Origin of the sequence: Lysinibacillus sp. BS3 (genome assembly GCF_039614735.1) — a bacterium.
Classification (GTDB): domain Bacteria; phylum Bacillota; class Bacilli; order Bacillales_A; family Planococcaceae; genus Lysinibacillus; species Lysinibacillus capsici.
In genome coordinates, this window is record NZ_CP154860.1 from 2,051,270 (window position 1) to 2,075,449 (window position 24,180).

At 36.0% G+C, this 24,180-nt stretch carries 14 protein-coding genes; 7 read left to right on the plus strand and 7 right to left on the minus strand.

Features of this window, described 5'->3' with window-relative positions; all coding sequences use genetic code 11:
• Positions 1–73: 73 nt before the first annotated feature.
• On the plus strand, positions 74–2,437 hold the full coding sequence (gene secA2 / locus AAJG31_RS10385; RefSeq protein WP_269897332.1) for an accessory Sec system translocase SecA2: 2,364 nt from the start codon (positions 74–76) through the stop codon (positions 2,435–2,437).
• Entirely contained in the window at positions 2,437–3,333 is an 897-nt protein-coding gene (locus AAJG31_RS10390; protein WP_269897333.1) for an accessory Sec system S-layer assembly protein, read from the plus strand. The genes secA2 and AAJG31_RS10390 overlap by 1 nt, the downstream gene beginning before the upstream one ends.
• Positions 3,334–3,416: 83 nt before the next feature.
• On the opposite strand, the gene AAJG31_RS10395 is transcribed toward AAJG31_RS10390, so the two are convergent.
• A complete protein-coding gene (locus AAJG31_RS10395) occupies positions 3,417–4,310 on the minus strand; it encodes a C40 family peptidase (protein ID WP_269897334.1) in 894 nt (297 codons plus the stop codon).
• 250 nt (positions 4,311–4,560) lie between these two features.
• Between AAJG31_RS10395 and brnQ the strand changes: the two genes are divergently transcribed.
• Together brnQ and AAJG31_RS10405 are read left to right on the plus strand one after the other, a co-directional pair.
• A complete protein-coding gene (gene brnQ / locus AAJG31_RS10400) occupies positions 4,561–5,880 on the plus strand; it encodes a branched-chain amino acid transport system II carrier protein (protein ID WP_048392094.1) in 1,320 nt (439 codons plus the stop codon).
• A 181-nt stretch (positions 5,881–6,061) separates the two neighbouring features.
• A complete protein-coding gene (locus tag AAJG31_RS10405; RefSeq protein ID WP_054549745.1) occupies positions 6,062–7,429 on the plus strand; it encodes a S41 family peptidase in 1,368 nt (455 codons plus the stop codon).
• A gap of 38 nt (positions 7,430–7,467) precedes the next feature.
• Here the strand turns inward: AAJG31_RS10405 and AAJG31_RS10410 are convergent, their stop codons facing one another.
• Complete coding sequence (locus AAJG31_RS10410) at positions 7,468–8,067, minus strand: helix-turn-helix domain containing protein (protein WP_279493936.1); 600 nt, start codon at positions 8,065–8,067, stop codon at positions 7,468–7,470.
• A gap of 565 nt (positions 8,068–8,632) precedes the next feature.
• Here AAJG31_RS10410 and AAJG31_RS10415 point away from each other — a divergent pair.
• A complete protein-coding gene (locus AAJG31_RS10415; protein WP_036074906.1) occupies positions 8,633–9,607 on the plus strand; it encodes a proline dehydrogenase family protein in 975 nt (324 codons plus the stop codon).
• Positions 9,608–9,710: 103 nt separating this feature from the next.
• Here AAJG31_RS10415 and AAJG31_RS10420 read toward each other — a convergent pair whose 3' ends face one another.
• Positions 9,711–11,048 (minus strand): helix-turn-helix domain-containing protein, encoded by a 1,338-nt coding sequence (locus tag AAJG31_RS10420; RefSeq protein ID WP_048395890.1) that lies wholly within the window; start codon positions 11,046–11,048, stop codon positions 9,711–9,713.
• Positions 11,049–11,227: 179 nt separating this feature from the next.
• On the opposite strand from AAJG31_RS10420, the gene pruA reads away from it, so the two are divergent.
• Both pruA and AAJG31_RS10430 read left to right on the plus strand, forming a co-directional pair.
• Entirely contained in the window at positions 11,228–12,772 is a 1,545-nt protein-coding gene (gene pruA, locus AAJG31_RS10425) for an L-glutamate gamma-semialdehyde dehydrogenase (protein WP_066036915.1), read from the plus strand.
• Positions 12,773–13,047: 275 nt separating this feature from the next.
• A complete protein-coding gene (locus tag AAJG31_RS10430) occupies positions 13,048–15,015 on the plus strand; it encodes an S-layer homology domain-containing protein (RefSeq protein ID WP_279493930.1) in 1,968 nt (655 codons plus the stop codon).
• Between the two features lie 414 nt (positions 15,016–15,429).
• Here AAJG31_RS10430 and AAJG31_RS10435 read toward each other — a convergent pair whose 3' ends face one another.
• From AAJG31_RS10435 to AAJG31_RS10450, 4 genes are all read right to left on the minus strand, one after another.
• Entirely contained in the window at positions 15,430–17,352 is a 1,923-nt protein-coding gene (locus tag AAJG31_RS10435) for an N-acetylmuramoyl-L-alanine amidase (RefSeq protein ID WP_279493928.1), read from the minus strand.
• Between the two features lie 233 nt (positions 17,353–17,585).
• Positions 17,586–18,497, minus strand: coding sequence for a C40 family peptidase (locus tag AAJG31_RS10440; RefSeq protein WP_009371892.1), 912 nt, complete (start codon positions 18,495–18,497; stop codon positions 17,586–17,588).
• A 221-nt stretch (positions 18,498–18,718) separates the two neighbouring features.
• On the minus strand, positions 18,719–19,786 hold the full coding sequence (locus AAJG31_RS10445; protein ID WP_279493923.1) for an S-layer homology domain-containing protein: 1,068 nt from the start codon (positions 19,784–19,786) through the stop codon (positions 18,719–18,721).
• A 201-nt stretch (positions 19,787–19,987) separates the two neighbouring features.
• Positions 19,988–23,947 carry a cell wall-binding protein gene (locus AAJG31_RS10450; RefSeq protein WP_345803577.1) on the minus strand — a complete coding sequence of 1,320 codons (3,960 nt, stop codon included), beginning with the start codon at positions 23,945–23,947 and terminating at the stop codon, positions 19,988–19,990.
• Positions 23,948–24,180 lie beyond the last annotated feature (233 nt).

Below are 24,180 nucleotides of genomic sequence, written 5' to 3' on the forward strand. Positions count from 1 at the left end.
GTCACCATAAGTAAAATTTGATAGAATAATGGTGTGTCTAGCATGTAGACAACATTAAAGGAGCGTATATTTCATGTTCTCAATTTTCAAAAGTAACAAAGAGCAAACAAGTGCTCGTCAATTAAAACGCTACTACAAAATAGTAGATCAAATTAATAATCTTGAAGAAAAGTATGTTGATAAGTCAGATGCTGAATTAAGAGAAATGACTTTTATTTTCAAAAATCAATTAGAACAAGGTGAGCCTATTACATCAATCATCCCAGACGCATTTGCTGTTGTACGCGAAGCCTCAAAGCGTGTATTAGGAATGCGTCATTTTGATGTGCAGCTTATCGGTGGTCTAGTATTAACAGAAGGTAATATTGCTGAAATGCCAACAGGTGAAGGTAAAACTCTAGTTGCCTCCCTTCCCTCTTATGTACGTGCATTAGAAGGTAAAGGTGTTCATGTCATCACAGTTAATGATTACCTAGCAAAGCGTGACTATGAGCTAGTCGGTCAAATTCATCGTTTCCTTGGCTTAACTGTTGGTTTAAATGTACCGATGATGGAAGCTGATGCGAAAAAAGAAGCTTATAATGCCGATATTACATATGGTGTTGGTACTGAGTTTGGTTTCGATTATTTACGCGATAATATGGCTTATAGCCTTGCAGATAAAGTGCAACGTCCTTATCACTTCGCCATTATTGATGAAGTGGATAGTGTATTAATCGACGAAGCGAAAACACCTTTAATTATCGCAGGTAAAATGCCTTCCAACGAAGAATTACACCGAATTGCTGCTATGTTAGCGAAACGATTCAAGAAAGATGAAGATTATGACTTTGACGATGAAACAAAGGCTACTTCTCTAACGGATAAAGGTATTGAAAAGGTAGAGGCTGCCTTCAATATCGATAATTTATATGACTTAGAACACCAAACACTCTTCCATTACGTAATCCAAGCAGTACGTGCACATGTTATGTTTAAGCGCGATGTTGATTACATTGTCAAAGAAGACAAAATCGAGCTTGTTGATATGTTTACAGGTCGTATTTTAGAAGGTCGTTCACTTTCTGATGGCTTACATCAAGCGATTGAAGCTAAAGAAGGCGTAACGATTACAGATGAAAATAAATCAATGGCCCAGGTCACAATTCAAAACTATTTCCGTATGTATCCAAAGCTTTCCGGGATGACGGGTACAGCGAAAACACAGGAAAAAGAAATTCGCGAAGTGTACGGCATGGAAGTTGTGCAAATCCCAACAAACCGTCCGCGTCAGCGTATTGATCAGCCTGATCTTATTTTTAACACACAGGAAGCAAAATATAAGTATGTTACAGCAGAGGTTAAAAAACGTCATGAAAAAGGCCAGCCAATTTTAATTGGGACAACATCAATTTTACAGTCTGAAACTGTAGCTGACTATCTGAAAAAGGAAAAATTAACATTCCAATTACTTAATGCAAAAACAGTTGAACAAGAAGTTGAACTTATTTCACAGGCAGGTCAAAAAGGTCGTATTACAGTAGCGACAAACATGGCTGGTCGTGGTACGGATATCATGTTAGGTGAGGATGTACACGAGCTTGGTGGTTTATATGTAATTGGGACAGAAAAGCATGAAAGCCGTCGTGTAGACAATCAGCTACGTGGGCGTTCAGGCCGTCAAGGTGATGTAGGCGAAAGTCGCTTCATTCTCTCTATTGAAGATGATATGTTCCGCCGTTACGCAAAAGAAGAAGTAGAAAAATTCTCTGCAAAAATGATTGTAGATGATCAGGGTATTATTCAAAATAAAGAGGTTCAAGAGCTTATTGACCGAACACAACGAATTGTTGAAGGTTCCCAATATGGCATGCGGGAATATAACCTAAAATTAGACGATGTTATCAATGACCAACGTACCGTTCTTTATGGACTTCGCGACAAAATTTTAGCTGGCGAAGATTTAATGGGTGAACTGAAGAAAATGCTACGTGAAACGGTTGATTTTGCTGTTCATGACGCCGCGCCAGAAGATGTATCTCCAATTGAATGGGATTACGAACAAATGGAGAATGCGCTTAACTCATTATTCATCACACCTGTTTCAATCAACCGAGAAATAGGAAAAACAAAACAAATTCTTGCTGAAATTCAACCTTCTGAACAAGAACTGCTTGATCGCATGGAGACATTCGCTGAAAACGAAAGAGTCATAGAAGTACTTCCTCAAATTATGCTTAGCCATATTGATAGCGGCTGGATTAAGCATTTAGAGGCCATGACGCATTTAAAAGAAGGAATCGGTCTACGTCATTATCAGCAAGAAGATCCAATGCGAATTTACCAACGTGAAGGGCTAGAATTATTCGGTAAAAATTTCCAAGAATTACGTCGTTCTATTATTATAGAAATTACAGGCTTCATGAAAACAGTTGAGGCACAACAGGAGGAACAATAATGGGCTTATTTTCATTTTTTAAAAAATCAGATAAAGTTGTTCAGGAAAACACAATTGACTCAAAAGATTTACTAGGGAATACAACGAAAAATACAGGTGATAATCGCGATGTGGAAACAAAATTATCATTCCATCCTGAATGGGATGTCCCACAAGAGCAAAAATACATTTTTAACTTCTTAGCGAATGAGCTAGAGCCGTTGAAACCAAATCAATTATCGCTTTCTTCAATTAGTATTGAAGAAGGTCGAGGTGGAAAATGGTTAGTTCGTGCATTTTTCCGTTCCTCTCTACCTCAAGCTATTGAGCTAGGTGAAATTGAGCTTTTCATTATGGATAAAAATGATGAGCTTGTTGCATCTAAAAAATTCGATTTTAAAGCACTTGGTACAATCCCAGCAGAAAGTGCTCGTCCATGGGTATTTGAATTTGAAGAGTCTACAATTAAAGTAGATGAAGTTCCTGAAGATGGCTGGAAAATTGCCTTTAATCTTGTTTCCCTTCGCGGTCATCAATTAGAATTAGATCCGTCATGGGAAAAACAGTTACCAGCAGAACAAAAAGAAGAACTTGAGAAAATCGTTAAAACATTACCAAAGCTAGGTGAGACAGAAGTGAATTTCACAGGTTTACAGGCCAAACTAGCTGACAATGGTAATTTAAACGTATCTATCTTTATTCGTAATGGACATAATAAAGCAATCAATCTAGAACAATTACCATTAGAAATTGTCGATGCTACAGGTAAACAAATTGCCAAAGGTTCCTTTAAGATGGATCCAATCTTAACTGTCCAACCAAACTCCACAAAGCCTTGGACATTTATTTTCCCAGCAGAGCTTGTTGATGCTAAAAACGCTGACCTTTCTCGTTGGACAGCTCGTGTAACACAATAACCTAACCCCCCTTTCTCTTTTAGTAGAAAGGGGGGTTTGTTAAAACAAAAAGCGATTTTTGCCTAGGCAAAAATCGCTACTTTTTATTTCACACTATCAAAACGTTTATAGGCTACTAATTTAGAAGACCAGTAGGAGTACGTAACATCCGAAACTTCTACACCATCTGTACCCGCATGAATGAATTTATTATCTCCGAGATAAATTCCCATATGAGAAATACCTTCTTTATACGTATTCTCAAAGAACACTAAATCGCCGGGTACTGGATTTTCTACATGGGTAGTATTACCGTAAAAATAGCCCTCACTGCTTGCTCTTCCTATTTTTAAACCACCTTGATTAAAGGCATAAAAAATAAAGCCACTGCAATCAAGCCCTACAGGTGTATTTCCACCGTATAGATAGGGTGTTCCAACCAATGTATTGGCAACTTCAACGGTTTTGTTATAAATCGCTTGTCCATTAGCTGTAGGATCTTTCGCAATTACTTTTGATGGAGTGCCCGTACCTGAAGTCACATTATTATGTATAGTATCACCATCGGGTATCACTGCAGCTGAAGAAAGCTTCAGTACTTGTCCAACAAAAATCATGTCTTTTTCAAGCTTATTCCAATCCATTATATCCTTAATTGTCACATTATATAGCTTTGCAATTTTTGATAAGGTGTCACCCTTTGCTACTGTATGAGAACTAAATGCTGGTTTTCCAGAAGTTGATGGAGTTGTGGGCTTTACTCCCTCATTCGTTGATTGTTTTTGAATCTCAAGCTTTTGAGCTACAAAAATCGTATCTTTCGATAGATTATTCCACTTCATAATATCCCCAATCGTGACTTGATGATTTTGGGCGATTTTCGTTAAAGTATCTCCTTTTTGTACAGTATATGTTGCTGCTTCCGCTGTTTGTAATGCTAAAAATGAAGTTGCTAAAGTACTTAGAACAAGAATTCTCCATTTTTTTGTCTTTTGCATACCAAAGTGCCTCCGTTCGTGCTAGAATATTCCCTTGTGTGTCTATCATACTAGATAACTATCGCATGAAAAATCGGAAAAACTGACTATTTTTCAAACATTATAGGAAACTTATAGAATACGACGAAATCCGACTATATTGAAATACTATTTTCATTGCAAGATTAGTGTTCCTATGATAACATACACTTCTGTATTTAAAATTTTTAGAAAGTTTTAGCTTTTCAATCTTAAAGGAGTTATTATACTTATGAAAAACATCTTGCATTTCATCAAAGGAAATTTAGCAGTAGGATTACTACTATTTGCCTTGTTCTTGGGTGCTGGTAATATTATTTTCCCACCATTATTAGGCCAACAAGCAGGTGAAAACATCACTGTAGCCATGATTGGTTTCCTTATAACAGGTGTTGGTCTTCCACTATTAGCGATTGTTGCTGTTGCCAAAGCAGGAGGCGATTTACAACTGCTTGCTAACCGTGTTAGTCCTGCTTTTGGGGTGATTTTCACCTCCATTGTCTACTTAGCAATTGGACCGTTCTTTGCTGTACCACGTACTGGATCTGTGTCCTATGAAATAGGCATTGCGCCATTTCTCTCTGAAGCGATGAGGGATCATTGGGCGCCACTTTTTATCACATCTATCTTGTTTTTCACGTTAATTCTATATTTATCTATTAACCCTTCGAAGCTCGTTGATCGAGTAGGTAAAATTTTAACACCTGCCCTGCTTTTTGTTATTTTATTGCTTGCTGTTAAAAGTTTTATCTCTCCTATGGGAGAACCAGGAGAAGCCGTAGGAAACTATAAAGTGTCACCTTTAGCTGAAGGCTTTGTACAAGGTTACTTAACGATGGACGTTCTAAGTGCTCTTGTTTTTGGTATCGTCATTTTACAAGCCTTGCGTGATATGGGTATGAAAGATACAAGAAAACAAGTAAAAACAACGATTTTTGCGGGGGTCGTTGCTGCAATAGGTTTATCCTTTGTCTATATCTCTCTAGGGCATATTGGTAATACAAGTATCAATGCAATCGGTATTTCTGATAATGGCGGAAATATTATTGCAAAATCAGCTGAGGTGCTCTTTGGAAGCCTTGGAAGTATTATTTTGTCTGCGACTATTTTACTAGCTTGTATATCCACAGCTGTTGGTTTATTGACTGCTAATGCACAATTTTTCCATAAGCTATTCCCTCAAATTTCATATAAAACGTTTTTAGTTGTCTTCACTATTTTTAGTACAGCTATTACAAATGTGGGACTTTCAACAATAATTAGTGCATCACTACCTGTACTATTAATCATTTATCCTTTAGCTATGGTATTGATGGTCTTGTCACTAGCTGATCATTTCTTTAAAGGTGGACAAATTGTTTATATTTTAGCGCTCGTTCCAACTTTCCTTGTCAGTCTATATGATGGCTTAAAACAAATGAAAGTTGAAATTACACCTTATGAAACTATCCTGAAAGCATTGCCAATGTATGAGCAAAATTTAGGATGGCTTTTACCAGCAATTGTTGGCGCATCAATTGGTTTTATTATTCATAAATTGATAAAAAAATAATTTACAAGAATCTACTTGCCCATAGCGACAAGTAGATTCTTTTTCTACCTCATATAAGTCCACCACTATAGCGATTGCTTCATGTATAATAAAAATCAGATACTCAATTGCATAATGTAACCATCCATTTAATACCTAATAATGATACATTCTATTTTGAGTTCTAGAAAAGAGGTGTCCAATGAAAAAGTTAATATGGTCATTCGTATTTGTTCTAGGCTTCTTCCTTCTCCCTTTTACAACTACTCACGCTGCTGAAAATGATCAACAGCTTATTAAGGAAATTAAGGAGATTGTGAAAGATACTTACGTTGGAACAATTAATGGAAATTTAGAGAAGGCTACATCCATCTCAGAAATCATGAGTATGCTTGATCCTTACTCAACCTACTTCACTAAGCAAGAATTTGAAAATTATATGAATAGCATCAACCTATCTACTATAGGTATAGGTGTGGTGATTGAAGAACACGAAGATGGAATTCATATTTTACAAGTAATCGAAGGCAGTGGTGCTTTTGAGGCTGGTGTTCAGGCTGGAGATATCATCATTGGGGTTAATGGTGAATCCATTATCGGGCGTTCTACTCAAGAGGCCTCTTCCCTTTTAATCGGTAATGAAGGGACTAAGGTGGAAGTTACATTAAAGAATAGTGACAGTTCAAAAACTACCAAAACTATTACACGTAAAAAATTCACATTACCAAATGTACAAGCTGACATGCTATTTGGAAATGTGGGCTATATTTCGTTGGCTTCCTTTTCAGAGGATGGAGCACAGCTTGTTAAAAATGCGCTGATAGACTTAAAAAAACGTGGTGCAACATCGTTCATCTTAGATTTACAAAATAATGGTGGAGGTTATGTGACAACAGCTGAAGAACTAACAGGATTATTCCAATCTGCTAAAGTTGCGTATTTATTAGAAGAAGCACATAACTCTTATACCATCCCAGCAGTTCAACAAGATACAAAGTTTCCTAAAGATACCCGTATTCTTGTAAACCGCTATAGTGCCAGTGCTTCTGAAATGCTTTCCGCATCATTGAAAGACCAGAAAGCTGCTATTTTATACGGAGAAACAACCTATGGGAAAGGCGCTATGCAAGGCTTTTACACATTACAGGATGGTAGCTATTTAAAGCTTACAGTTGGTAAATTTACAGGTCCTGCAGGTCATACTATTCATGAAGTAGGCGTTAAGCCAAATGTTCAAACCACAACAGCACCTATTTTCCAGGCACATTATGATGCTTTGAAGGAGAAATATCCTAAATATAAACAACTTTCCACGGTAAAAAATATTGCTGATACACAAAAATTCACAGTAAAAATTCCTGCTGGGCTTACTTCTCAAATTGCTAAAAGCAACATTCAACTGGCTGCTTTAGGAGCTAAGGAAGTACCCGTAGCAGTTAAAATTGAAGGTCGTACATTAACTGTTACACCTAAGAGTGCTTTATCACCAAATCAGGAATATATGCTACTTATTCACCCGAAGAGCAAAGATCAAAAAGGCTACTATCAGCATATAAGAATAAGCAATTAAAAAAACTGTCATCGATAATAAGTATCGATGGCAGTTTTTTATATAACTTCTTTGGTTTTCCAAAAATATAATTGTACAATATCATTTGCAAGTTCTGCAGGTAACCTTTTTTCTTCTAATAAATTCGTAATGATGAGTCTTTCTATTGAGCCTACTAAACTATCTATCATGATTTTTATATCCACACTATACAATTGTAGATCTTTGTCACAATCATGCAGATAAATAAGGTGGATCAATTGCTGTGTCATTTGGTTTTTCACCAAATGTGCTTGCTTTGATTCAACAAAACCAATTTTTGTTAATTCAGGATTTTCAATTATGTATACGAACAAGTTCAATAACTTTTGCTCTAAGAGCGTGATAAAACCCTGTAATCCATATTCAATAATGTCAGTTGACTTACTATTCATTACTGCCAAGAATCCGCTTTGAAATTGCGCATTCAAATCGTTATAAAGGGCATCCTTGCTTTTAAAATAGAGATAAAAAGTAGGCTGAGTTACATTGGCAGCCTTTACAATGTCACTAATTTTAGTGTGATGATAACCTTTATCAGAAAATAGCTCTATCGCTTTTTCAAGTAATAGTTGTTTACTTTGTTCGCCATTTGAATTAAATTTTCTGCCTCTTGCCATACTTTCCACCTTATCTTAGTTTAGAGTAGTCATATTCCCTTTTGTATTGCTTATATAGACACACTATTCTAAATCAAAAGTAACTACAAATTCACAAAACGTACATAATTTAATCTTGATTATATACCATTTTATTATAATACACCCTGTTTTTTTTTACTATAAACTACTATTAATATGATATTTAAATTGAAAAATGAAAAAGCGGATATCTAAGAATCACTTCTAAGAATACCCACTAATAAATTATATTAAAATATAAATAATTCTGAAATACTATCATGCCATTCAAGTAAATCACTCTCGAAAAGTCCAATATTATACATATTCGCAAATTTAGACATATACTAATTAACATAAAGCAAATCTTTTATTTTGAAAAGTCCTTTTTTTTTGAAAAAATTTTTTAATTTAAATTTTTATCATGAAAAAGTCAATGACTGCAATAGTTTTATCTCACTAACTGGCTTTGAAAAAATTTTTTCTGAAAATCAAACCATTTTACTTTTCAAAAAAAGTGTTATAATCGCCAAGAATTTAAAATTTTCATTTTTGGAGGCATATAATGGTATTACGTGACTTTTTCATTTACTTATCAGAGAACAAATTATTAAACAGCGCTGCACAAAAATATGGTTTGAAAATGGGTGCCCAAAGTGTTGTTGCTGGCACAAGTTTACCAGAAGTTGTGCAATCGATTAAAGAATTAAACAAGGCCAATATTTCTTGTACCGTTGATAATCTAGGCGAGTTCGTCTACGAAAAATCAGAGGCAACTGCTGCCAAAAATAACATTTTAGCTGTTGTACAAGCTATTCATGATGAACAGCTTGATGCACACATCTCTCTTAAACCTTCACAATTAGGTTTAGATATTGATTACGCATTTTGCTATGAAAACTTAAAAGAAATCGTAGCTCTTGCACATCAATATAATATTTTCGTAAATTTCGATATGGAAAACTACGAGCGTTTACATAGCTCTTTTGAATTATTAGAGGAATTACACAAAGAGTATGATAACGTAGGGACAGTTATTCAAGCTTACTTCTTCGAATCAGAGGAAAATATTGAGAAATATAAAAACTTCCGCTTACGTATTGTAAAAGGTGCTTATAAAGAACCTGAAAATGTGGCTTATCAATCTAAAACTGATATTGACCATAATTACTTAAAACTAATTGAATATCATTTGCTACATGGTAAATTTACTTCGATTGCGACACACGATCATAATGTGATCAACCATGTAAAACAATTTGTGAAACAACATAATATTCCAAATGAAAAATTCGAATTCCAAATGCTATATGGTTTCCGTAAAGAAATGCAGCTAGACCTTGCTCGTGAAGGTTATAATTTCTGCACATACCTACCATTCGGTAATGACTGGTACGGTTACTTTATGCGTCGTTTAGCTGAGCGTCCACAAAATGTTGCACTTGTGACAAAACAAGTGTTTAACAAAAAAACGAACATGGCAATTGGCTTAGGAGCAGCAGCATTTGCACTTGGTCGCCTTTCGAAAAAAGGAAAATAATTATACAAGCTTGAAGCTATCCATCAGTTTCGTGTTTTTATCCTTCAGTTAGATCGTTCTATCCTTCACTTTCGGGAAACTATCCAAAAAAGCGAAAACATTGTTAATCAATGTTTTCGCTTTTTTTATTGAGCTTATAGTTTTTAACTCGATACTGTAAACTTTGTCGACGAATCCCCAACGCAGCAGCCGTTTTGGAGATATTGCCTTGATGAAAGTCCAATGCCTTCGAAATATAGTACTCCTCTACCTCTTTCATATAGACATCTAATGGTCGAATATCCTGTTGATTTTTAATGACAAACAAGTCACTCGTAGAAACCTCTTTTTCCGTCTCCTCACAAGAGCTTTGGATTTTCCATTTGAAATGCACTGGCAGCATATGTGATTCAACTATCGTTTCATTGGTGATCAACGAGGTTATTTCATCCAGCAGGACTTCTAATTCCTTTAAATTTCCTGGCCAATCATATTTTAAAAAGGTATCTCGTACTTCTTCTGAAAGCCCGTGAATAGATGAGCCAAAGCTATCACGATGTCTTTTGAAATAATCATCGATAAAGGGCATAATATCTTCTTTTCTTTCTCGTAAAGGAGGTACATAAATCGTAATACCTGAAAAAAGTCTGTAAAGCTTTTTGGATAGCTCATGCTTTTGAATCAAATCAATTGGATCTTTGCCAACACTAGCAATTAAAACATGCTGATGATTAGGATGATTATTAAAAAGTTCAACAATCTTTTCCTGTGCTTCTAAAGATAAATATTCAATGCGCTCAGCAAAGAAGGTTATTTTCTCCTTTTCCACAATATATTTTTCAAATTGCTTTAATACCGTTTTCTCATCTCGACGGCAAATTAAAGCAATAAACATATCATTTTGTACCTTTAGATCATGATGTATTCCCTCTGCAACCATATCAATCCCAGTACCTGATTCCCCTATTAACACAACAGGCATTCTACTTAGTGCCACAATTTTTGCTTTTTCAATGACATCCTTCATGACTGGTGATACAGCCGTGATGATGTCAAATGTCAATGGAGCGCCATACCTTCTCAATGGCTGATACATCATGTATTCAAGCTGTGTAATATCTCGGGCAAATTCCACAGCGCCTATTAAAGAGCCTTCATAGTGCAACGGATAAATATTGCTTATGTAGGTCACTTCTTGATTTTTTTTATTCCAATACGTTTTTTTTATATTGTGCACTGGCGTTTCAGAGCTGAGGACCTTATAAATATCGCTTTTTTCAATTTCAAAATCAATAATCTCTAAGGCTCGCCTCTCCTCAAATTCATCCTCATTAACCCCTTCTAATTCTCTCATTTTTTTATTGTATATAAGCAATTTGCCCTCTGTGTCTACAACGCAAATTCCCATATCGCCTTTTTCAATGACGTATTTATAAATACTTAGTAGTACATTGTTATCCATTTTGTCCTCCTGTAGTCCATTAAGCTTATTCTAACACCAATATGAAAAGCAGATGCAAAAATTAAAAAAGTTTTAAAATTTGAGTTGATTAATGCCAAATTATATTGCATTATATAATTAACACAATCTTAAAAGGTGCATAATCATTTGGCACTACTTATACCTGGGAGGAAACTGACATGATTCCATACAAACACGAACCATTCACAGATTTTTCACAAGAGGCAAACTACAATGCTTATGTAGAGGCTTTAAATAAAGTTGAAGGTTACTTAGGTCAAGACTACCCACTAATTATTGGTGGCGAGCGCATTACAACAGAAGATAAAATCGTTTCGTACAATCCTGCAAAGAAAACAGAAGTCATTGGTCGCGTTTCGAAAGCAAGCAAAGATTTAGCTGAAAAAGCGATGCAAGCGGCAGATGAAACATTCAAAACATGGAAAAAAGTTGATCCAGCCATTCGTGCGGACGTTCTTTTCAAAGCGGCAGCAATCGTTCGTCGTCGTAAACATGAATTCTCAGCTTTATTAACAAAAGAAGCCGGGAAACCATGGGCAGAGGCTGATGCAGATACAGCGGAAGCAATCGACTTCATGGAATACTATGGTCGCCAAATGCTACGCATTAAAAACGGTCAGCCAGTCGAAAGCCGTCCAGGTGAATACAATCGTTATGACTACATTCCATTAGGAATCGGTATTGTCATTTCTCCTTGGAACTTCCCATTTGCAATCATGGCTGGTACAACAGTAGCTGCTTTAGTAACAGGGAACACAGTGTTATTAAAACCAGCTTCAACAACGCCAGTTGTAGCATATAAATTTATCGAAGTATTAGAAGAAGCTGGTCTTCCAGCAGGTGCGGTGAACTTCGTACCAGGTTCTGGCGCTGAAGTAGGTGACTACTTAGTGGATCATCCAAAAACACGCTTCATCAGCTTCACAGGTTCACGTGATGTCGGCTTACGTATCAACCAACGTGCATCTGTATTAAACGAAGGCCAAATTTGGATTAAACGTGTCATCGCTGAAATGGGCGGTAAAGATACAATCGTAGTGGATAAAGAAGCAGATTTAGAATTAGCTGCACAATCCATCGTAAAATCAGCATTTGGTTTCTCAGGTCAAAAATGTTCAGCATGTTCTCGTGCTGTCATCGTAGAAGATGTATATGAGCAAGTGGTAAATCGCGTAGAAGAGTTAACAAACGCTTTAACAGTGGGTGACCCAACTGATTACAGCAACTTCATGGCAACAGTAATTGACCAAGCAGCATTCAATAAAATTACAGAGTACATCGAAATCGGTAAAGGCGAAGGTCGTTTAGTAGCTGGTGGTACAGCAGACGATTCAGTCGGCTACTTCGTACAACCAACTGTATTCGCGGACGTAGATCCTTCTGCTCGTATTATGAAGGAAGAAATCTTCGGACCAGTGGTAGCCATTGCAAAAGCAAAAGATTTCGACCATGCGATTGAAATTGCAAACGATACAGAATACGGTTTAACAGGCGCTGTTATCACAACAAATCGTATGAACCTAGAAAAAGCACGTGAAGAATTCCATGTAGGAAACCTTTACTTCAACCGTGGCTGTACAGGTGCAATCGTAGGTTACCAACCATTTGGTGGCTTCAACATGTCAGGTACAGATTCAAAAGCAGGTGGCCCAGACTACCTACAGCTGCATATGCAAGCAAAAACAACTTCAGAAATGCTTTAATAATTACTTCAATAAAATGCCGTACATTGTTTCTTAGTAAGCAATGTACGGCATTATTTTTTTGGGGTAACACAAATGACATATATAATAGAAGAAACTCATGTGAATTTCGGTTCACTTTCCTTCCCCTATTTAAAACTAACTTTCACACCAAATTATAAAAGCATACTTATTGCCTATAAAACGCTGGTATATTTTATGGCATTTCTAACATTTGACCCTTATCTTGATTGTATAACTTTGTTAAAATGATATCAGTTTAGGAGGGTAAAACTATGAAAAAACTATCAATTTTTATGTTGCTCATGATGCTTGTTAGTCTAGTCATTTGGCAGCCTCAATCTGTCTATGCAGACGAGCTATCAGGACATATGCATGAAAGTGGTCTACGCTATTTAATTCAGAAAGATGCATTACTAAAGGATGCAAATGGAAGCTATCGTCCAAATGCTACGGTTACACGCGGTGAATTCGCCACATACATAGCAAAAGCATTAAATTTGGACACGAAGAACGAGATAACGTTTACAGATGTGTCAGACACATATTTATTTGCAAATGAAATTAAGCTTGCCGCAACTGCTGGAATTATTACTGGTTATACGGATGGCTCATTTAAGCCAGATGACCGTATTTCAAGAGAGCATATGGCAGTGATGCTAATCAGAGCAGTTGATTATTTAAAAATACCAAAAGGTACTTCTTCTATTACCTTCAAAGACAATACAACTATTTTTAAAGATTTCCGTGAGGATGTTGCAATCGGTGCACAATTAGGACTTATTAAAGGAAGCTCCAATGGCATGTTTTTACCAAGAGACAATGCCACAATTGGTGAGGCATCGACATTTATTCTACGATTAATACTTCTTGCTGATCAGCTTGACGCTGGTAAAAATGAAAACAATGGTAACTCCGAAAATAACGGTAATACTAATAATGGGAACAACAATAATACTGGTAATAACGGTAATACTACCGCATATATCGTCAAAGAAGTTTCCAATGGTAACTTGGTAGACAAACAAACCTTTACTAGCTTTGAAGCAGCTGAAAAGGCGATGACGACTAGTTCCTTAGTGATTACTCAAAATGATAAAATTATTAAAATGACTTCCGGTTATGTTGTAACGAATAATTATGTTGCTCTAAATTCTGAAACGATTAAGGATCAAATCGCAGTTGCGGGTAATACAGAAATGGAGTATCTAGGTAGTGATGCCACACAAGTAAAAGTACGCTTAGCTGGTCATACTGGCTATTTAAAGCAGGCTGACGTTACCTTAATTCCTTCTGCTTTAGTGAAAGGCCGTTCTTATTACACAAATGAGTACGGTGAAATAAAACATACTTTATATGATTATAAAACTAATAAATATTCTGCTAGTTACGTGTATGGCAAGGCACCTAGCTTTATGAAGCAGGGTGAGAAATACTTTAGCTGGGATGGCATCAACTTTACCAATGCTGATGGTTCTTCAAAGGGAGAAGCCTATAACTACTATCAGTTCTTACCAGCTCGTGCAGCAACTCAATATACAGCAGATGAGCTAGATCAATATATTGTGGGAAAATTAGCAGAAGTTGAAAGCTCAGGTGCTTCGATTTATAAAAATGCCACAACTAAAAGTAAACTACTTGGTTTAGGCTCTGTATTAAAAGAAGTGGAAGCCAATTCTCATATCAATGCTATGCTTATTTTATCCTTAGCACAGCATGAGAGTGCCTATGGTATGAGTGATCACGCTCAAAATCTAAACAATCTATTTGGCTTATATGTCTATGATACAAATCCACTAAACAAGAAGTTTGATAGTGTGGAAGCCAATATTAATGAGCTAGTTGAAAAATTCCTTCAGCCAAATTATATTACGCCAGGTGGACGTTATACAAATGGCGCAGTTGTTGGTTCTAAGGCTATCGGCTTCAACGTAAAATACGCTTCAGATCCATTCTGGGGGGCAAAAATTGCAGGACATTACTATCGTGCAGAAAAAGCTTTAGGCTTTAAAGATGCAAATAATCCTTATAAAATCGCTCTCACAACAACTGCTGGACTAAATGTTCGTGCAGATGCATCAACAAGTCAAAGTCCACTTTTCACATTTAGTAAAAGTAATATGCCTGTCATCGTTACAGATACAAGCTCAAATGGTTGGTATCAAATTGTTTCAGATAAACTAAACACTGAACCTGGATATATAAGTAAGGATTATATTAAATTCATCAATACCGTGAAATAACGTAAATGGCTGTCTCTTAATAAATGAGACAGCCATTTACTGTTGTTGAAAAAAGATAAAGTCACTGACAAAAAGGCCTTTTTATAAGGCAGGAGGTTGATTTCCGTTCCGCCAGCGACCTTTCCAGGGGCCGTCCGATGAGCACTTCACTTACTTATGTTCGCTCTAGGCTCTCCTCTGTGACGCTCAATCAGGAGTGATGTTGGCTCCTCTCCAATCACCCATGTGCAAAAGTGTCTTTTCCTTATCTTTCATACTAGCTAGCAAGCAATCTAATTAGCTTTTATTTGTATGATTAGAGAAAATTTTATGGCCATTTTATCAATTAGTTTGTATTTTTCTTATATGGGTATATAGAGAATAAGAAAAACGATCCCAAAGGCTAGTACATCTTTGGAATCGTCTCTTAATCAATTATTGTTTTTTATAATATTGCAAAATACCATTATAAATAGATTCTGCAAATAATTTAACGTATTGATCATTTGTCATTTTACTGTTATCCTCTGCATTCGTTAAGAAACCAAGTTCTACTAGAATAGAAGGGATCACCATATTACGAATTACGTAGTATTGCTCTTGCTTGACACCACGATTTTTCATATTTAAATTGTTGACAATTTGATTATTAACATATGTCGCTAAATCAATGTCTTCCTGATACATATCTCCTGTAGATATTGCATAATATGTTTCAGTACCAGACGCTGACGTATTAGCAGCAGAGTTGACATGAACACTTACAAAAATTTCACCATAGTTTGCTTGAGTAAAGTCTACGCGATCTTGTAAGGATGGATACGTATCACCAGTACGTGTCATATAAACTTTTGCACCAGCATTCTCTAGTAATTGTTTCACTTGTGTGCTGACTTTTAATGTAATGTTCTTTTCAGAAGCAGAGCCCTTTACTGTACCTGGATCTTTACCACCATGACCTGGGTCTAGGATGATAATACGATTTTGTAAAGGTTTAGCTGTTTGATTTAATAGTTTCAAATAAGACTTGTGAACATAGCCTGATTGGCCATTATAGGTGATTTCTGCCCAGTAACCATTGATGTTATTAACTTGGACATACTCTCCTTTATTCAGCTTAAATAACACGGCTGATGTAGAGTTACTTTGACTGCGAACATTTAAATTAGCAACCGTTACTCTTCCTAGCACATCACCAGAAGCTGGTGGTGTTGGATCTGGATTTGGATTAGGATTTGGCTTTTCTTCCTCCACAATATCCGTAGTGCTATTCGCTACAATATAACCTGGTAAACCATTTACTTGTGTTAAGTAGTAGCCACCAGTTGTTTTGTAAACGGGAAGCTTTTCGTTCGCTTTAATCGATGAAATTACTTTTGCTGAAGATGTAGGCTTCACATATAAATTGACAGCATTTTTTGTCGTTACTTCTTTTTCGACTGTTCCTAACGCATTACCATCTGCATCTACAAATTCTGCATATTGCTTATAGATGTAGGCATATGCGCCTTTATAAGTAACCTTTAGCCAATTACTTTCAACAGCGTAGACTGATAATTTACCGCCTGTATTGACTTTGCCTACAATGTTCGTGCTTGAAGTAGAATCTTTTGTCTTACGGATGTTTAACCCATCTGTAGTGACCTTCACTAAGCCAATGACTTGTGATGTATCTGGAACTTGTACACCTTTTACAGGAAGCTCTAATCGATATTTTTCACTGTTTGCACGTGCAACGAATAATGAAAATTGAGAACGTGTTACAGTGCTATTCGGTAAATACGTATTACCTGTTCCGTTGGTAATGCCATTATAATAGATTGTATTGATGTATTTCACATATTCATGTGTAATTCCTACATCAGTAAAAGGTGAGTCGATCCCCTCATACTCACTAGTATTTAAATTAAAAGCCTTTGTTAATACATAACTCATTTCTCCACGAGTTAGAGGCTTATTTGGTAAGAATTGACCTTTTATATTTTTGTCGAAAAATCCTAGCTGTACAGCACGTTCTATATAACCTGACATTTCAGTGCCGACTGTAACATCTGAAAAGCTAGATTTATTTACAACTAATGGTTTATTACCAGAGGCAACAACAACCATTTTAGCTGCTTGTCCTCTTGTAACACTATTATTTGGGCCAAAGACTCTCTTACCATTCACATAGTAACCTTGAATTACCCCCAAATTTACTAAATAATTGATTTCTTCATAGGCTGGGTGATTTTTAGTAACATCTTCAAATGTTATATTTGAATTGTTAGCTGCACTGACACTTGCACTATGTATCGTAAACATAGAAGCCGAAATGAATAAGACGCACAAGATAAGACTAATTTTTTTGATGTTCAATGTCTTATTTCCTCCCTTCTTGTTCTCTTAACGTGTCCATTTTAACAAAATTAGCTAAATAAAGCATCATACAATAGAACTGTTAAAATTTAATTTTCCAATTCACATCCTTTCCTACAAAATTATCATAAAAATAGAAGAGTCTGCTATTGCAAACCCTTCTTCCATTATACGCTATTCAAAAGATCATTTCTTGCAATCTATGACACAATTAAAGTGTTAACTTTATGAACTTATTGTTGAATTCTTTCAATAAATACTTTTAATTGTTCGATTTTTAGTAATTCATCAGAACCGAAGCTACCGTCTCCGTCACCATTTGTAATGCCATTTGAAGCTAGAGTAGAAACATATTCATTAGCCCAGCTCTTTTGAGGCACATCACTAAAAGCTACACTTCCACCATTATTTTCAAGACCAAATGCTAGCACTAATACTTTAGCAATTTGTGCACGCGTAATTGGTGAAGACGGGTTGAATTTACCATTTGCATCGCCTTCAAAGATACCTAATTTTGCTACAGCTGCAATAGCACCTGCATGAGCATATGTAGGTTTTACATCTACGAAACTAGTAGTAGTATCAGATGTATCTAAGTTTAAAGCTTTTGCAATTTGTACTGCTACCTCTGCACGAGAAGCATATACGGAAAAGTCAATAGCTGCTTGTTTTACTTCAGCCTGTTGTTGAGCATCAAATGTTGCTACACGTTTAGCACCTACATAACGATCGCCCCAATAATATGGGTCATTAACATTTGAGTAGCTTACACCTTGACCAGTTTGAGAGTGGATCATTTTACCATCACCTATGTATATCCCCACATGTGAAATACCACTACCACTTGTATTGAAAAATACTAAATCGCCAACTTGAAGATCACTCTTGGCAACTGCAGTACCTTGTTGATATTGAGATCCTGACGTACGGTTTAATTGAATGCCTAAGTCTGAAAATACTTTAGAAGTAAAGCCAGAGCAATCAAAACCGCTTGTTGTTGTACCGCCGTATTTATATGGAACACCTAAATATTTAGAAGCTGTATCAGTTAAATCTGCTTTAGACGCTGCTTCAGCAGTATTAATATTAGTAGTTGAAAATAACATAAATGATGCAAAAATCGGTAATAACCATTTCTTATTCATACTTTTGTTATACCCCTCTCAAAACTTTTTTGCCTATACATAGACTATCACAAAAGAGGCGAATGTTATTTTTCAATTGTGTAACGGTTTTAGACAGCAAAAAAACGCTGTAATACCAACGTTTGGTGGTATTTCCAGCGTTAAAAAGGGGATTTTTTTATCGTAATTTGGAACTTTCGTAACATTTCTGTAATATTAGCGATTCTTTGTTACACAACAACTTATTGACTAGAGAACATTTGGACCCAATAGTAATTTCCTTTGCTATCCTGTGCTATTGCAACACCTGTGTTCGTATAGTGCTCTTTTAAAATATTATCTCGATGGCTAGGTGAAGCCATCCATGCCTTAACAGCAATTTCAGGTGTTTTAATATTTCTAGCAATATTCTCTCCAAAACTTGTATAGTTGTAATCAAATAATGTCGCTAAATCCCAAGGTGCCCCATAATATGGGGAAACGTGTTCAAAATAATGGCGATTTACCATGTCCTGTGCTTTGATAATTGCAATTTGTGTCAGTTTCGAATCATAAGCAACAGGTTCTAGCTTATTCTTCTGTCTTTCAACATTTATTAATTCAATCACCTTTTTAGACCACTCAGAAGAAAGGTTTACAGTTGGGATATAATCCTTTGCTAGATAGTCATAGGCTACTTCCAATGCCTTAATTTTTTGTTGAAAAATCATGCTTCGCTCAACAAAAACAGCAAACTGTGCACGTGTTACCAATTGGTCAGGAGCAAAATGCTTAGCATCCACTCCACCAATAATGCCGATATCTGCTAAGGATTCAATATAGTCTTTTGCCCAATGCGTACGCGTAATATCCGCAAACTGGCTATTATTTTTGCCATCTACTTTAATTTGGTAAGCTAGTGCTAGCATTTTTGCCACCTGCATACGCTTTAAAGGCTCTTCTGGATGAAAGGCATCACTTTTTTGAATAACTCCCAGTTTAACAAGCTGGCAAATTTCCTTGTAATATGGATGAGTTGTAGGAACATCCTTGAATTTTACAGGGTTCTCAATGTCAATGTTTGTTTGAAGAGAGCGAGCAATGGCAGCAGCAGCCTCTGCCCTTGTAATAGCTTGCTCTGGCTTAAAAGTGTTGTCGTTGTATGTAGTCATATATTGTTTTGTGAGCATATGTTGAATCGAGGCATTTGCCCAGTATGAATTTGTCACATCTACTGCCTTAGCAGACGCTGCTTCTACTTGACTAAAACCAGTTAAACTTCCTACGGTTGCAGCTATTGAAAGTACCATTATACTCAATAATTTTTTCAACAGGGCGACCTCCTCACGTTGGCAAAATGAAAATGTATCAAATGGTACCTCCCCAGTCAAAGCGACCATTTATACTATAAGATACGAATTTCAGATGATATAGTTTCACTTTTTTGGAAATTAATATTAGGATTCATTTTTTCTTACTTATAAAAGGAGTTTTCCCGTTATATTGATTGGGAAAACTCCTTTTTTATCATACTATTGAATCATTTTAAGATAGTCTTCTAGAATGCGGTAATTATACACTAAGCCCTGTTGCTCAATTGACAAATTACTATAATCTTTTTGAGCAGCTAACACTTTTTTCTCGAATGAGGAGCTGTCTGGATCAATATTTCCGATCGCTTGAACAACTTTGAGAACGGCAGCCACATCTTTTTCAGCCTGCTTTAAGACATCCTCATTAATGACCTGTCCTTTAATTTTAGAGTCCAATGCCTTATAGGCAGCAACGGCATTCGCCACATCTTCAATATACGTTGAAGAGCTTGGAGACAGTCCCGCTATGATCTCCACAACCTTCTTCACATCAGCTAAACTTTTCTCTGCTTCGAGTAAAAGAGCATAATTGGAGATACGTTGTTTATCTGTCGTATTCAAACTATCATATTCTTTACGCGCCGCTTCCACCATGCCAAAGTAATATTTATCCTTTGGATTCAATTTAGCAATATTATTATAAACCTTTATAACATTATCTAGCGAAAGCAATAGCTGGTCGTTATAAACATAGCGACGTTGTTCCGCATTGAGCTTATCATAGGCTTTTAAAATCTTTTGGTATTGGCTATTCATATCTTTTGCCGTTAGCAATCGGTCTATATCTTCTACAATACTCATTACAGGCTTTATTAGCTTTTCCTGATCTTGTAGCACTTTATAATTTTGAACAGCCCGTTGCTGATCCTTTGGTAAAGCATTGTAAGCAGCACGGATTTCTTGAATACGTTTCACATATTGCTTTGGATCAACGGATGGTAAGTCATCAATCATTTGCATGACATTACCAGCCCCTAAAATACTAGACTCCGCTGCTTGCAATAAGTAGTAGTTTGTCACATATTGCTTCATATCGTCAGGTAGTGCATCGTAAAGTGAGCGTGCTCGCGATGTATCTTGAAGGAATGTGTTACTTGAAGATTTAAGTTTACTAATCAATTCCATCACATTAGAGACAGGCTCAAATTTTAAGAGAATATTAATATTATCGATGTATTTTTTTTGATCTTTCGATAATTTATCATACGCTTTACGTGCTGAGTTTACCTTACTAACAAAGCTTGTTGATTCTGGATCTAGTTCATTTATTTGAACCATCACACTTAAAATTGGTTTCACTGCTTTTTCACGTGTTGTTAAATCTTTAATATTCGTCACTAATTTCTTTTGGTCCGATGACAGCTTATCGTATGCTACACGCGCATTCATCAGCTTCGTTAAATAGTCAGCATCTTGCACTTCTGTTAATTTAATTAGCTCGACTACACTCTGTGCTAATCCCTGTTCATTCTCTGCTGCTACCAGTGCATCATAGTTTATGATCGCTTGCTGCTTCTCTGCTGGCAAGGAATCATAAAGCTCACGCGCTGTTTTCATATCTTGATAGAAAGTTTTACTTGTTGGCTTTAACGACGCAATGAGACCAATCAAGGAAGCAACATCCTCTACAGCAGTGAGATTAGCATAGTTTGTCACTCGCTTTTGGGAAACTTGATCAAGTGCATTATAGGCTTTACGTGCATCAAGAACCTTTTTTGTATAATCCTTATTTGTTGGGTTTAAGGCATCAATCATTTGAATCACCTTGATTACTGCCTTGTTATCCTTTTCGTAGGAGCTTAACATTTTGGCTTGCTCCACTAGCTTCTGCGCGTTCTTATCCATTGCTTTATATTCTAATGTAAGTTCGGCTACCTTTTTGACAAATGTGTCAGGGCCTTCATTTGCTAATGCTATAATACGGTCATCAAATGCTTTGGCCGTATTGATATAGCCTTGTGCGTTTGTTAGGTGTACATAATTGATGACCTCGTCTTGAAGTTTTGGCTCTATATTATTTAATGCGTTATAAGCACCCGTTGCCTTTTGCACATCATCTTTATAGGTCTTTTTTGAAGTATTTAAAGCATCAATTTGAACAATAACATCTATAACAGGTACTTTTTTACTCAAGCCCTTATAATTTAAAACAAACTCCTGATTAGCATTATCTAGTTTGGAGTAAGCCGTATAAGCTGATTTTGCTTTAGAAATATAGCTTTTAGAGGAAGGATCCAATTTTTCAAATTGAGAGATGACATTAACAACCGATTTATAGGATTTCTCTAAATCTGTTAACACTTTAATATTTGTCACGCGCTTTTTAGCAGTTGCTGATAACGCATCATAATTTGCTCGTGCAGCCAATATTTTTTCAACCGCTATATTTTTATCTAGCAGACCAATTTCCTTTATAACGGCCTGTACCGCTTCTTCCTCTTTAACCAAAGCCTCTACTTTGTTTTGCAGCTGTGTTTTCAAATTAGTAAGAGCTGTTTCATATCCTTGCAATGTCGTATCTAATTTCTCCACTGTCTCTTTCAACTTGCTAAGCTGTGTGCCATAGTCAGCTGTAGGCTTTAATGTACTAATTGTTTTCGATGCTTCTGCGTATTTTTGAAACAGCGTTAGCTTTGTCGCTCCCTGCACCAGAATTTGATCATTAACACTCAACTTATTAAAGGCAGTCCATGCAGATAAAGTTTTACTTTCAAATGTTTTGGCGGCTGGATCTAAGCTATCAATTAACTTATCTACCTTTAATGTTGCACTTAACTTTTTCTCCCACGTTGTTAACTCTGCTAAATTATTGACGATTTTTTTAACATTTGCTGGGTTAATATCTGTTCCCAGAGGCGTATTATAGGCTTCACGTGCAGATTTAATAGCAGAAACTTTATTTTCTGCATCTTTTATAGCATTGATCAGTTCCTCAATCTTTTCTGCAGATTTAATATTTGCATCCGCAGTTTCTAAGTCTACTCCGTTTTTTACATACCCTTTTATTTTATCTAAATTATCATACAATGCTTTCAATGTAGTGACAGAAGCACGATAAGCCTTATCACTTGAAATTCGTAGGGATGAGATTCGCTTGGAAACATCTGCCGCTTGTATAAATGGTTTAAATTCATCATAGTTTGACACTAAATTTTTCTGGGTTGCATCTAGGCTATTATAGGATTTTTCAATAGCAGCTACAGCACTAATAAAACTTGTTGCTGATGAGAAATCAGTAGGTTGTTTCGTTATTAGCTGAGCAATACTTGAAGAAACTTTATCCGCTGCTGATAGGCCTGTTAAAGCATCTTTATATTTTTTAAAAGGTGTTAATGCTTCATTTTTCGGATTATAGGCCTCAACTACTTTCTTTTGATCTGCTGTTAGTGAATTATAGGTAGTTGTAAAGTTATTTATTGCAGTAGGATTTTGTAAATCTAAATCGTCTAATTGATCTGTAGCAGATTTCGCTGCTTTTGAGTCACTAATCAATTTATTCAGTTTGTCGATATCTGCTCCTTTGCCTTTAAAGTAAGCATTACGGTCAGACTTTTCATAATCATATTGTAAAACTGTACTCCTCATGGTAGAAGCTACACTATTTGCATTAATAAGTGCTTCCTCAAGGGAATTTTTAAATTGAAGTTGTACGTATAAATAAGACGGCGCTTTTGGTTCTTCTTCATTCCCTAAAAATAGATCATAGTCATCTTTTGCACTTTTAACATCTTCAAAGAATGTTTTACTTAAATATGATATTTCTCCAATTCTAGTACCAATTTCTTTAAGCCTCGTTAATAGCTTACGTTGTTCTACTACATAATCATACTTCGCTTGTATAATAGCCTTCTCTTCCGGAAAAAAATCAGCTGATTTTTGTACAACTATTATATCCCCTTTTGCTAACGACATCTCATCTCCCGTAGAGTTCTCCGACAACTTACCAAATTGAGCAATAAGCTGTTCTCTTGTCGTTGCAGCTGCTACCTCATTCGTATAGGCAACCTGCTCTGATTGTGTTGTAACGCGAGATTGGGCATCATTTTCTTGTGCATTTGCTATAGCTGTAGGTGCTAATAATAGACTTGTTAAGACACCTGCTGTCAATTTTCGATTCAATCGAACCACCCTTTCATAGTTTATCTATAGTAAAAATGATTGTGCTCATTTTCATTTAGAAATCATGACTTTAGTATCGGTGTAAATCAAATGTTTTCAAGCCTTTCTACTACATTTACAAATTTTTGAGCATGAAAAGAATTTTTTCTAAATTACTAGCTAGAAAAACAGGAAGTTATTTCAATTATACTATACAATAGATTTATGTAGATTCAGCAAAAGGTTTGAACATT